General features: G+C 59.0%; 8 protein-coding genes. 6 read left to right on the top strand and 2 right to left on the bottom strand.

From position 1 onward, the window contains the following. Window positions 1-5: 5 nt before the first annotated feature. Both MHZ89_RS14920 and opgC read right to left on the bottom strand, forming a co-directional pair. A complete protein-coding gene (locus tag MHZ89_RS14920) occupies window positions 6-923 on the bottom strand; it encodes a hypothetical protein (RefSeq protein WP_409373285.1) in 918 nt (305 codons plus the stop codon). A gap of 14 nt (window positions 924-937) precedes the next feature. Continuing rightward, entirely contained in the window at window positions 938-2,152 is a 1,215-nt protein-coding gene (gene opgC, locus MHZ89_RS14915) for an OpgC domain-containing protein (protein ID WP_311783656.1), read from the bottom strand. 323 nt (window positions 2,153-2,475) lie between these two features. On the opposite strand from opgC, the gene MHZ89_RS14910 reads away from it, so the two are divergent. The 6 genes from MHZ89_RS14910 to MHZ89_RS14885 are packed head-to-tail and all read left to right on the top strand — an operon-like array spanning window position 2,476 to window position 13,487. Beyond that, a complete protein-coding gene (locus tag MHZ89_RS14910; protein WP_311783655.1) occupies window positions 2,476-4,296 on the top strand; it encodes a glycosyltransferase in 1,821 nt (606 codons plus the stop codon). Beyond that, window positions 4,293-5,651, top strand: coding sequence for a DUF3131 domain-containing protein (locus tag MHZ89_RS14905; RefSeq protein WP_311783654.1), 1,359 nt, complete (start codon window positions 4,293-4,295; stop codon window positions 5,649-5,651). Before MHZ89_RS14910 ends, MHZ89_RS14905 begins: the two co-directional genes overlap by 4 nt. 50 nt (window positions 5,652-5,701) lie before the next feature. Then, the gene (locus tag MHZ89_RS14900; RefSeq protein ID WP_269950629.1) at window positions 5,702-7,198 is read left to right on the top strand and encodes a DUF3131 domain-containing protein; all 1,497 of its coding nucleotides are present in this window, start codon (window positions 5,702-5,704) and stop codon (window positions 7,196-7,198) included. Beyond that, on the top strand, window positions 7,183-8,586 hold the full coding sequence (locus tag MHZ89_RS14895; RefSeq protein ID WP_311783653.1) for a DUF3131 domain-containing protein: 1,404 nt from the start codon (window positions 7,183-7,185) through the stop codon (window positions 8,584-8,586). Before MHZ89_RS14900 ends, MHZ89_RS14895 begins: the two co-directional genes overlap by 16 nt. Window positions 8,587-8,595: 9 nt before the next feature. Beyond that, window positions 8,596-11,292, top strand: coding sequence for a response regulator (locus MHZ89_RS14890; protein ID WP_311783652.1), 2,697 nt, complete (start codon window positions 8,596-8,598; stop codon window positions 11,290-11,292). Further along, a complete protein-coding gene (locus tag MHZ89_RS14885) occupies window positions 11,292-13,487 on the top strand; it encodes a glycosyl hydrolase 2 galactose-binding domain-containing protein (RefSeq protein ID WP_311783651.1) in 2,196 nt (731 codons plus the stop codon). Before MHZ89_RS14890 ends, MHZ89_RS14885 begins: the two co-directional genes overlap by 1 nt. Window positions 13,488-13,497 lie beyond the last annotated feature (10 nt).

Genomic DNA, 13,497 nt, shown 5'->3' with positions numbered 1-13,497 from the left:
AAACCTCAGAAAGGAAGGAACCAGATAAGCGAGATTGTGCCCTCACGAAATTTGGCATTGGCGCTGCTCCGACCGGGAAAGCGCGTGCCGCTGTAGTTGCTGTACTGGATAGAGAAAGATCCCGGTTTATAGGTTGCATAGCCAAAGCTGTAGCTGTAGTCGCCGTTCCAGGGCTGCTGCTGTTCATGATGCGGAAACCAGAAGGCGGTGGCGCGGATAAAAAAGTGCTGCTTAAAGGTGTAACCGCAGCCGCCCAGCCCGACCTCTTTGTTCGAGCGCAGGTCGTTATCCGCCAGCGAGTAGTAGCGCGGCACCCAACTGACGCCAACCTGACAGGTCAGCGCGTCCCCTTTGTTGATGAGCAGATGCTTTTCCAGATCCTTGGGCAGCGAAAATTTATAGGCGAAGGTGAAAGCACCCTGCTCAAAATAGGTATGGCGCGCATTACCTGAGGTAAACAGGCGGTTGTCGCCATAGTTGCCGTAAACCAGGCTGAAGGTATTTGGATGCCAGTCGTCGTAGCCGAAGCTGTAGCGGAAATCGGTAGCGTATTTATCGAAATCGGTAACAGGCGCACGCAGCGTGACGTTAGCGAACCAGTAACTATAGGGCGAATATTGCAGACTGAGGTTAAGCAGCTGATTTATTTTCTTTTTCCGCTGCGCGCTTTCCGAACCGTTAGGGATCGACAGCCACTGATCTTTTAATCCGCTGGAAAAACTCAGCGCGCCGGAAAGCTTATTTTTATTGCCGGCAAAAAGGCGGCCCCAGCGGCTGGAGACGGCCGCCGCCGGTACCGACTCATCGTGCATTGCGGCCGCTCCGCTGTCGGACGAGGCGGCGCAGGCAGGCATCGCCGCGCTGGCGACGAAGGCGATCATCAGCAATCCTGCTCCTCTGGCCGGAAGCCCAGGGTGAATCATGCAGCGCTCCTCGCTTAATTAGGGATAAAACGACCGCCAATCTCTTTTTTTGCCATCCACCACAGCAGCCCAAGCGCCGCCATATGAATAAGCGTGTTGCGTATCCACGCCTGATGCCAGAGGTCGAAATGGACGAACTGGCTGACCGCCATCACGACAAAGACGTGCAAAATAAAGGTGTAAAGCGAGTGCTGCCCTAGCGGAATAAGAAACCAGCCGAAGGCGCGTTCAATGGGCCGCCAGCAGAAGGTCAGCACCAGATAAACCAGCAGCATCAGGCTGAAGTCATTCAGCACGCGGCAGGGTCCGAGCGCGTTTTTGCTGGCAAGATGGTAATAAAACCAGTTGAAATCGGCGGGCGGAATAACGTGCAGCAGCAGAAACGAAGGCATAAAGGGATTGGTATGGTTCTGCGCGATGAACATCATGACGAGCGCGTAGATCACCATCAGGCCCATCACAATATAGCCGCCCGGCGTGCGCGCCAGTGACATCAGCTCATCCTTGTACCAGCCGCAGCACATTCCCAGCACATAAATGAACTGCCAGGCGAGCAGCGGGAAGGCGAACTCGAACTCCGCGACGGTCAGCCGCGTCGGCCACAGGTGATAGCTGACGTAACCCGCAAGAGAGGCCAGCAGCAACCATCCCACGCGACGGCTTTGCAGCAGCGCCAGAAAAAGCGGGCTGGCCAGCAGCAGGCAGATATAAAGTCCGAGGATCTGCGTCTGATGCGGTCCGATTTGCAGGTAGAGGATGATATTGAACCAGGTCTCTTTAATCTGCGGCGTAGTGGGAAACAGCGACCAGACGGTGCCGGAATAGCGATCGACGAAATGGGTTACTTCAAAGGTGTTGATAAAAGGGAGGCGCGACAGCAGCAGCATAATGAAAATGATGGTCAGATTGACCAGATAGATTTTCCCGGCCCGCCGCCACAGGTTCCAGCTTACGGTTAACAGCACCTCTTTTTGCAGTCGCTGACGGTTGAGCATGCCGAGCATAAAGCCCGACAGAATAACGAAGCCTTCGGCGCCAGTGGTCAGCCCAAACCTCTCCCAGGTAAAGATATTAATCAGCGACAGCAGTTCGGTATGCGCCACCACCATCATTACCAGCGCAATGCCGCGCAACATATCCACACGCAGATCGCGCTTGCCGGGTACGGCATAGCGCCACGCGCGCCAGTCGACGCTTACCGTTTTAGGCTCAAACGCCACATCCGCCATAAATCATTACCGTAAGTGATGTAAGTATGTTTTTTAGTTAAATGAAACAGATCGGTGCTCTGTAAGGAGAAGTTTAGCGCTGTTGCCGTTTAAGTCACGCTGAAATGAAAAAATTCTTAACTTCCTTGTAAATAGCTGTAATTTAATACTATATAAATTGACAGAGGCTGTCTGACGGTAAAGCTGTTAATCTTCCAGCAGAAGCGGCAGAGTATAAGCATAAAAATAATTTAATTATTGTCATTTGCTAAGTTAATGAATTGATTATTACATCCAGGTGAAAAGATAACCAACAGACGCTTCCGCTATCGAAACGAGACGCCATGGATTATTACTTTTCACGCTTTGAACATCGCCGTCCGCCCGCCCCGCTTCAAACGCCGCTCTGGGTGATGAGGCTCTGGCAGGTGCTGGCCGTTGCTGGCCTGATACTAGGCGCAAACTACATCCGCTGGCGCTGGATGGAGTCGCTTAATATGGACGCGCTCTGGTATGCCGTTCCGCTGGCGCTGGCGGAGACGCTCGCCTGGATCGGCACGCTGCTCTTCACCATTAATATCTGGCAGGTAAAGGATCCGCCGTGTCCGGCGCCGCCCGAGGAGATCAATCAGTGCCTGCTTGAGCAGGACCGCACCGATCCGCGGCCGCCTAAGGTGGATCTCTTTATCGCTACCTACTCTGAAGATCCTGAGCTGGTGCGTCTCTCTATCCGCGATGCGCTTAAGCTGACCTACCCCACGCCGCTCGATCTCGCTATTCATGTGCTGGATGACGGCCGTCGACCAGAGATGCGCGCGGTCTGCGAGCAGGAAGGAGTGAATTACATTACCCGCGAAAACAATATCGGCTTTAAGGCGGGCAACATTCGCAACGGTATGGAACAGACCGACGGCGACTTCCTGGTGATTTGTGATGCGGATACCCGCGTTTTTCCCAGTCTTCTGGCCAATACGCTGGGCTACTTCCGCGATCCGGATGTCGCCTGGGTACAGACGCCGCAGTGGTTTTACGATCTGCCTGAAGGGGAGCGCCTCTCCGCCTGGCTGCGCCGCCGCGCCGGGCTGCCGGGCTACCTCTTCGGCCGTGTAACAGAAGGCCTGTTTGGCCGGCTGACTATCGGCAACGACCCCTTTTTTAACGATCCGCGCATGTTTTACGACGTTATCCTGCGCCGCCGCAACTGGGCGAACGCGGCGTTCTGCTGCGGCGCGGCTTCGGTTCACCGCCGCGAAGCGGTGATGCAGGCGGCGCTGCGCAGCTACGTTTTTAGCGTCGAAGAGGAGATATCGCGCCATACGCGCGATATCCGCGATGAGGAGATGCGCGCCACCCTGAGCCAGGCGATGCGCCCCCATGTTATTGCCGATACGGAGCTGACGCCTTACAAGTTCCACGTCTCGGAAGATATCTACACCTCTATCGTGCTACACGGCGACAGCGGACGCCGCTGGCGTTCCGTTATGCATCCCGGCATCGAGTCCAAAATGCTTTCGCCGCAGGATCTGCTGACCTGGATGATTCAGCGTTTTAAATATGCCGCGGGTTCGCTGGACATTCTGTTCCATGACAAGATATTCAGCCGCCGCCGCTTTAAGCTCAGCGTCGGCCAGACCCTGATGTACGGCACCACCTTCTGGTCTTATCTTGCCTGTATCTGGAACACCGTTTTCCTGATCTCGCCGCTTGTTTATCTTTTTACCGGCATTCCCCCCGTCTCCGCCTATTCGACCCCTTTTTACCTGCACTTTCTGCCCTTTTTTATCGTGTCGGAGCTGGCGTTTATGTTCGGTACCTGGGGCATTTCTGCCTGGGACGGGCGATCGTCCTATCTCGCCTTTTTCTCCGTTAACCTGCGCGCCCTGGGTACGGTGCTGCGCGGCGAGAAAATTAAGTTTCACGTCACGCCAAAAGAGCGTCAGTCAGGCCGGTTTCTCTATCTGGTGAAGCCGCAGCTGGCGATCGTGGCGCTGACGCTGATCGGCTTGATCTGGGGCGGCATTCAGGTGGCGCGCGGCAACGTCGACGACCCCTCTGGTTATGTCATCAATATCTTCTGGGGGGCGGTCAATATCGCCGCCATGATGCCCATGATTATGGCGGCGATGTGGACGCCGCCTGCCACGCAGGAGGCGGAAGCGGAATGAGCCTGAAATCGGGCATTTACAGCGCGCGCAGCTATCTCACTATTCTGATCGGCTTTTTGATCGGCTTCGCCATTGTCTTGTGGGTCGAGCGACAGATGCCGACGCGCGTCGAGACCACAGACGGCATCGTACTCAGCAAGTCGTTCCCGCCCCTGCCGCAGCAGCGCGAACTGACCTTTGATGAGGCGGTCTGGGCGCGCATCGCCTGGCAATATTTTATTAATAACACCCAGGCGAACGGGCTGGTCAATGCCGAAGCGGACAAACCCTGGCTCAGCCTGTGGAGTACCGGCAGCTACCTGCTGGCGGCTATTGCGGCGAAACAGCTCGCCATTATCCCCGACGCGGAGTTTGACGACCGTATCGCCTCGGCGCTCGACGCGCTGGGCCAGCTGCCGCTGAAGCCAGACGGCCTGCCCGCCGCCTTCTACGAAGCCGATTCGCTAAAGGCGCTGCCTTCGCCGGATGAAAACGCGGGATCGGCCATTGATATGGGACGCCTGCTGATGCCGCTACAGATCCTGCTGTGGCGCTATCCGCAGCACGCGGCCGCCGTCAATCAATTGCTGTCGCGCTGGCAGCTCGCCGGTCTGCTGCAAGGCAGCGGGCCGCAGGGCGCGAGTTTGCCGGTTAACCGCTGGGTGATCCGTACAGACGATCCGCGCGGTAGCTACGGCTACCGTCTCTATGCGGGCAGCGTGCTGCGGCTGATCAACGCCGCAGCCGGTCTGGCGGTCAGCCAGCCGCCGGATGGGCTGAAGCTGGTCGAAATTGACGGTCACGCGGTGCCCGATGAGGGGCTGCGCACGCCCTGGGGCAAGCAGCCTTCCCTGGTCAGTATACCCTATCTGCTGACCGGGCTGGAGCAGGGCTTCGACGCCCGCAGCGGCGAAATCACCTGGCGCATTATGCAAATCGTGCAGAACCGCACCGGCACCCCTTCCGACGCGGGCGTGATCAACAGCGACTACGCCGAGCAGGCGCCCGATTTCGTCGGCGCGCTGCCGGGTAGCCAGCCGCTGCCTATCCAGAATATCAATGCCAGCAGCAGCGAATCGCTCGCCAGCCGCGCCCTGACCTCGACCCGCTCCGCCTTTGCCTGGTATGCGCTGTTCCGCAACCGCTGGAGCGAGGCGCTGCGCAAAGAGATGCTGCCGATGATTGAACCCGGCAAGGGCTGGAAAGCGGGGTTCAACGCCGACGGCTCGGTCAACGCCGCTATTGATGCAGATACCAATGCGATGGTGCTGGAAAGCCTCTCCTATATCGCCCATGGCCAGCTGCTTTGCCTGGCCTGTCTCGCCGCCCCTTTACCCGCTAAGCAGCCGCAGCAACAAGGAGTAACATCGAAATGAGATTTTTATGGCTTCGTCGGTCCGGCTTCGCTGCCCTGCTGGCTGCGCTGATGCTTCTGTCGCCCGCCATAAAGGCAGCCATCAGCCTGCCTGCCTCAGACTACAAGGTGCGTCATGGCGAGCTGACCGAGCGCGAAATGGCGGTGGCGAAAACCGCCTGGTCCTATTTCGTGGCGAACTATCAGCCCACCACCGGACTGGTGAACGCGGTTAATAAATATCCTTCCACCACCATGTGGGACAGCGCCTCCTACCTGGCGGCGCTGACGGCGGCGCGCGAGCTTGGCATTATCGATAAGGCGGAATTCGACCGCCGTCTGCTGCAATTTCTGGCGACCCTGAACAAGCTGGTGCTGTTCCAGAACCAGGTGCCTAACAAGGCCTATAACACCATTACCGGCCAGAAAGTGGACTACCTGAACAAACCAGGGGAAATCGGCTTTTCCGCTATCGATATCGGCCGCATGCTGCTCTGGCTGAAAATTATCAAGGAGCGCTACCCGGAACATGGCAACAGTATCGACAACGTAGTGTTGGGCTGGGATTTTACGCACGTTGTGGATGACTGCGGCACGCTGTACGGCGCCTATCTCGACGGCAATAAACAGCCGCAGTACGTTCAGGAAGGGCGTCTTGGCTATGAAGAGTACGCGGCGGCAGGCTATCAGCTATGGGGATTCTCCACCTGTCAGGCGAGCCGCCCTGAGCCTTATGCGCTGGCCGATATCTACTGCGTGCTGGTGCCTTACGACACGCGCGATCCGCGCATGACCAGCCAGCATAACTATGTGGTGACGGAGTCCTACCTGCTACACGGCCTGGAAATGGGCTGGGACAACGCCGACGACCGCGATAACGACGCCACCGGCTTCAGCCATCCGTGGATGAAGAATTTCGCCGACCGCGTTTATCAGGCGCAGGAAAACCGCTACATGATCACCGGCGTGCTGACGGCGCGATCGGAGCATCAGCTCGATAAATCCCCTTACTTCGTTTACGACACGGTTTACAGCGACGGCTACAACTGGAACACCATTACCGACAAGGGACAGTATGTGCCTAACGTGGCGGCGGTATCGCTTAAGGCCGCGCTTGGCATGTGGGTGTTGTGGAACTCGCCCTATACCGACCGCCTGTTTGACGCCATCGAAAACGCCGACGAGAAAGATAAAGGCTATTACGAAGGGCTGTATGAAAATGGCGACGGGCCGATCAAAGAGTTCACCGCCAACAATAACGGCATCATGCTGGAAGCGCTGCTGTTCAAAAAAGAGGGCAAGCTGCTGCGCTTCAACAGTAACGATCCGCGTAAAGCCAGCTATGCGCCTTCAATGTGGGAGAAGCGGCTGGTCGATATTTTTGAGCCGAACAATACGCCGCGCAACCGCCCGTTCCTTAACGTAACGCCAGGCATTAAAAACTGGTGTGAGCAGAGCGGCACAGCCGTACGCACCGCCCCGTCGTGCCGGGCCTGTAAGTGCGCGCGCTGCGACAGCCAGGCGCCCGTTAAGTTACCGCCGGTGGCGACGACATGCCTAAAACAGTAATCCGCATAAGTTTCGCGCTGCTGCTGGCGATAGCGTTGGTTATCGGTCTGCTGGCCTGGAATCAGGCGGCAGCCTGGCGCTGGCTGGTGAACGGCGGCTGGCATACTACCGCGCGGCTCGGCACGCTGAACGATCAGGAGCGACGCTGGGCGACCATCGCCTGGCGCTATTTTGAGAATAACCTCCAGCCGCAAACCGGGCTGGTCAACGGCAGCGATAAACGGCCGGTGGTCAGCCTCTGGCAGATGGGTGATACCCTGATCGCGCTCACCGCGGCGCGCCAGCTCGACTTGATCGACGATGAAACTTTCGATCGTCGGCTGACGCAGATCCTCGGCACCCTGAACCGTTTGCCGCTCACGTCGGCCAACGTGCCTAACTTACTCTACAGCGCCACCAGCGTTGCCATGGTGGGCTACGCCAACACGCCGCAGGTTATTGGCTGGTCAGCGAAAGATATGGCGCGACTGATGATGGCGCTACGCATCGTGGCGGCGTTTCATCCTCAGTACAGCGAATACCTGGAGCGCGTGATTTTGCGCTGGGACTTTTGTCATGTCGTGGATGATAAAGGGCAGCTCTATGCCGGACAGATGCGCGATAAAAAACTGACGCCGCAGGCTGAAGGTCGTCTGGGCGACAGCGAATACAGCGCGGCAGGATTCGGTCTCTGGGGATTCGCCAATGACCAGTCGCTCCGCCCGCCTGCGCAGCATGTCATTATCGACGGGCTGGCGCTCGATATTGATGCGCGCGACCCGCGCACCACCTGGACGCCGGCGACAATCACCACCACGCCTTATGTGCTGAGCGGAATGGAGTACGCCTGGACGCTGCCCGGCGCCGATCGTGATATCGTCACGCTTCAGCGCCAGCGCGCCAGCAACGTCTATCACGTGCAGGAGATGCGCTGGCAGCAAAAAAACATCCTGACCGCCCGCAGCGATTTCAATATTTCCGCTCCGCCCTGGCACGTTAACGACACTATTTTCGCCAACGGCTACGCCTGGAACACGCTGGCTGACGACGGCAAATGGGTGCCGCGCCTGGCGCAGGTCTCGACCCGCGCGGTGTTCGGACTCTGGGCGCTGTGGCAGACCCCCTTTACCGACGCGCTGATGGCCATGACGCAGCGGCAAAACGATCCGCAGCGCGGCTGGTTTGAAGGACGCGTCGAGGCGACGGGCGACTACAACCGCGCCATTACGCTCTCCACCAACGCCATGGTGCTGGAGGCGCTGCTGTTTAAGGCGAATATGGGCGCGCTGCTGCGCGACAGCGAGCTGAGCGATCAGAGCTATTTCCGTCGCCAGCTGGGAGACCCTTTCACCGCGCCGAAACGCTGTTTTCCTCTTAACAACGCTGCTCTGAGCGGCAACCCGAATTAAGGAGGCGTGATGCCTGAAAGCCAGCTTCCTAAAGCGCTCGACTCGCTGCGCGCGGCGGTGCTGATGTATGACGACCAGGAGCGTCTGATCGCCTTTAACCATCAGGTGGTGCGCTTCTATCCCGGCATAGAGCAGCGCATTCGCCTTGGCATGACACTGTCGCAGCTGGCGGAGGAGTTCATCACCTCGGCCTATATGACGGAAAATCAGCAGGGCCGCCAGGCGATGATCGATAACCTGATCGGCCGCTGCCGTCTCGATAACCACAGCGAAATGCGCCGCATCGGCAACCGTCAGGTCTTTGTGCAGCACAACCGCACGCCGGAAGGCGGCATCGTCAGCCTGCATATTGATATGTCGGGATTCGAGCTAATTAACGAGTCCCGCCGTCAGCTGCACGCCGACTTTGTGCTGGCGGCGGAATCCACCCAGATAGGCATCTGGGACTGGCAGCAGGAAAACGATCTGCTGCAGGTCAACGACGCGCTGCTCAATATGCTGGGCTATCCGCGCGAGACCTGGCACTACAGCGCCAGCTTCCTGGATACGCTGCTGCACCCCGACGATCGCGAGCCGCTGCAGCAGCTCTTCTCCAGCGCCAGCAACCAGCAGCTGCCAGTATTTGAAAGCGAAATTCGTTTGTTACACCGTAACGGAAACTACCGCTGGATGCTGCTGTCGGGCCAGGTGGCGAGCGTCACCGTCAAAGGCGAAACCGCGCGCGTTATCGGTACGCTACAGGACATCACCAAACGCAAAGAGGCGGAGCAGCTTTCGCTTCAGGCGCTCGCCGCCGCGCGTGCCGCCAACGAGGCGAAGAGTATTTTCCTCGCCAATATGAGCCATGAGATACGCACGCCGATGAACGGCATCCTCGGCATGACGCAGCTCTGTCTTGATACCCAGCTGACGCCTGAGCAGCGCGAATATATGACGCTGGTCTACCACTCGGCGCACACGCTGCTGCGGGTTATCAACGATATTCTTGATTACTCTAAAATCGAGGCGGGGAAAATCGAGCTGGATGAGGAAGAGTTTCAGCTGCGGGCGTTTCTGCATGGGCTGATGCGGCCGCTGATGCCTGCCGCTTCGGAAAAAAATGTCGAGCTGCTGGTCAATGTCGCGCCGGATGTGCCCGATACGCTGACGGCGGACAGCGTGCGGCTGCGCCAGGTTCTGACGAATCTCGCCAGCAATGCGCTGAAATTCACCCCTTCCGGCGAAGTGGAGCTTTCCGTACGGCGCGACGCGCAGACCCACCGCCTGCGCTTTCAGGTGCGGGATACCGGCATCGGCATCCCTGCCGACAAGCAGAAGCTGATTTTTGAGTCATTCAGCCAGGCGGACACCTCGACAACGCGCAAATATGGGGGTACCGGCCTGGGGCTGACCATCTCCGCGCGGCTGGTGGAGATACTGGGCGGCGAGCTTACCGTAGAGAGCGAGCCGGGCAAAGGCAGCGTCTTTAGCTTTACCCTGCCTGCGCCACCGCAGCCCGTCAGCGAGGCGCTGAAAACCTCGCCGCGTTTCGGCAGCGTGCCGGTGCTGGTAGTGGACGATAACGCCACCAACCGCCTGATTATGAGCGATATGCTGCGCAATATGGGCTTATTGCCCAGCCTGGCGGCCAGCGCCGCTGACGCGCTGGCCATGCTGCAAACGCACGCCGGTTTTCCGCTGATCCTGCTTGACGCGCAGATGCCGGATAAAGATGGCATGACGCTGGCGCAGGAGATCAAATCCACGCCTGCGCTGGCCGACTGTCAGATCATTATGCTCAGCTCCATGAGCCGCTTTATGGATGCCGATCAGCTTGCCCGCATCGGCGTGAACTACTTCCTTGGCAAACCGGTCGACCAGCGCGAGCTGTACGACGTTCTGATACAGGCGCTTGCGCTGCAGCCCGCCAGCGACGCCGCGCCCGCCCCACGCACGCGCGATTTCGCCGCCAGCGCGGAGCGGCCTCTGCGCATTCTGCTGGCCGAAGATAACCTGGTGAATCAGAAGCTGGCCGCGCACTTTCTTACGCGGCTGGGCCATCAGTTCGCCATTGTCAGCAACGGCCTTGAGGCGCTTGAGCAGCTCGATAAGGGGAAATGGGATCTGATCCTGATGGATCTGCAAATGCCCGAACTGGATGGCGAGCAGGCGACGCGCCTGATCCGCGAGCGCGAAGCGGGCCGTCCTGACCGTCCGCCTCAGCGCATTATAGCCATGACCGCGCACGCTATGAAGGGCGACAAGGAGTTCTGCCTGCAACACGGCTTCGACGGCTACCTGGCGAAGCCGGTGAGTCTGGAGACGCTTAACGACGAGATACTGCGCGTCATTACCCTGCATCCGCCCACGCAGCCCACCGCACCCGCTTCGCCGCCCGATCGCCAGACGCTGGCGACGCGGCTCGGTCTGGATGACGCGCTGCTGAGCGAGCTGCTGGCCCTGTTTGCCGACGGGCTGCCGGAGATGATAACGCAGTTGAAAAGCGCCCTGAGCGAACAGGATATGACGCGCATTCGCCGCCTGGCGCACAAGCTGCGCGGCGAAGCCTCTACGTTCGGCTTCGACGCCTTCACCCGATTTTTACAGTCGCTGGAAGATTCGGCTCGCGAGGAAACGCAGCTGGAGAGCGCTGCCTTAATCACCCAGCTGGAGCAGCAGTCTGATCTGCTCTCCACCCAACTTCGCCAACTACAGGAGAAGTCCTGATGCGTTACGCCCTGTCGCTGAGCGTACTCTTTTGCGCGCCGCTGTTCGCGGCGCAACTTCCACCGCCTGACAGCTGGTCGCTGGCGGGAGAGTGGCGCGCCCACGACGCAAACGACGCCGATTTTGTTGGCTGGCGCGGCAGCGACCAGACGTGGCGCAAGCTGCGCGTGCCGGCTAACTGGTACAGCGCAGGCTGGGATCACCAGGGCGCGCTCTGGTATCGCACCGAGTTTTCATTGCCAAAGCAGGCAGACGATCGGCTGGCGACGCTGGAGTTTGACGGCGTTGACTACCTTGCCGACGTCTGGCTTAACGGGCAGAAGCTGGCGCAGCATGAAGGCTATTTCCAGCGTTTCGCGGTAGACATTACCGGTAATCTGACGCGCTATAACCGGCTGGCGGTTCGGGTTGACAGCCCGTTTGAAGATCCGCAGAAGAACTGGCCGCTGCGTAAAAATCTGATGAAAGGCATCCTTAACCAGCACGACTCCCGACCCGGAGGCGCCTGGTCGCCGCAGGGCCAGGACGCCAACTCCGGCGGCATCTGGTCGCCGGTCAGATTACGCCTGAGCCGCAGCGTAGCGATCGATAACGTTATTCTCCGGCCGGACTGGTCGCAGGGACTGACGCAGCCGCGCCTGCACGTTGAGTTCGTCTACCGCGCCCCGGCATCCAAAGCGGCCACGCTGGATCTGACCGCCCGGCCCGATAATTTCAGCGGGAACGCCTACCATCTGCAACAGAGCGTGACGCTTCAGCCGAGCGGCAACGAGCCGCAGCGCATCGCCGTCACCCTGCCGATGCCGAAGGCGCAGCTCTGGTGGCCGAAAGGTTACGGCAAGCCCGCGCTCTATCAGGTGCAGGTCAAGCTGCGCGACGAACAGGGCATCCTCGACCAGCGCAGCAGCCGTACAGGTTTACGCCAGATTGTCGAGCAGGCGCAAAATCAGGGCTGGCTGATTAACGGTCAGCGCCTGTTTATCCGCGGCACCAACTACATTGGCTCCCCCTGGCTCAGCACCATGAATAAGGCGCGCTACGGGCGCGATTTCGATCTGGTCGAGCGCATGAACGCCAACGCTATCCGCGTGCATGGTCATGTGGCAGGCCGCGCCCTCTATCAGGCGGCGGATGAGCGCGGGCTTCTGATCTGGCAGGATGTGCCGCTGCAGTGGGGCTATAACGACACGCCCGCCTTCGCCGATAACGCCGCCAGACAAACCCAGGAGATGGTTGAGCAGTTCGGCAATTCCCCCGCCATCGTGGTCTGGGGCGGTCAAAACGAGCCGCCGTTTAATTCGCCGTGGATGGGCAAACGCTTTCCCGACTGGAATAAAGATCTTAACCGCAACCTGATGCAGCGCGTGGCCGATACGCTGGCGAAAGATAACAGCCGTATCGTGCATCCTTTCTCCGCCGTTGAGGAGCACTACTGGGCTGGCTGGTACTTTGGCACCATGGCGAACCTGCTGGAGCCAGCGAAAACCGCCACCATTACCGAGTTCGGCGCGCAGGCGCTGCCGGAGCTTGCCACGCTGCGCACCTTTATCCCGCGCAGCGAGCTTTGGCCTGCCACCACCCAGCCGGGCGATCCTAAATGGACGCGCTGGAAGTACCATAATTTCCAGCCCATCCAGACCTTTCAGAATGCGAAAATCTCACGCGGCGAGAATATTCAGACCTTTATCGCCAATACCCAGCGCTATCAGGCGCAGCTGGTCGCCATCGCGGCGGAAAGCTATCGACGCCAGCGTTTTCAGCCGGTTACCGCCCTCTTTCAGTTTATGTTCGTTGAAACCTGGCCTTCCGCCAACTGGGGCGTGGTGGACTATTTGCGCCATCCCAAAACAGGCTATTACGCGCTGAAGCGCGCCTATCAGCCGCTGCTGCCCTCGATAGAGCCAAAGAGTCTGAACTGGAAGGTCGGACAGCCGGGACAGTTTAACCTGTGGACGATTAATGACCTGCCGGTAGCGCACAACGGTACCCGTCTGGAGTGGCGCATAGAACAAGGCGATAAGGTTCTGGCGCAGGGTAAACAGCAGGTGGACATCGCGGCCGACAGCGGTAAAAAAGTGGTGGAGCTTCCCGTGACACCGTCACAACCTGGGACGCTGCGCGTGTCGGTGAAAATCGTCAATGGCGAGAACCGTTTACTGGCGCGAAACCAGATGGAGTTTGAGGTCGCGCCATAGGCTCTGGGAG

The organism is Pantoea sp. ACRSB (assembly GCF_022346905.1).
In the GTDB taxonomy this organism is placed as follows: Bacteria; Pseudomonadota; Gammaproteobacteria; order Enterobacterales; family Enterobacteriaceae; genus Pantoea; species Pantoea piersonii.
The sequence above is the reverse complement of the archived record's forward strand: the minus strand, read 5'-3'. Positions and strand labels throughout refer to the sequence as shown.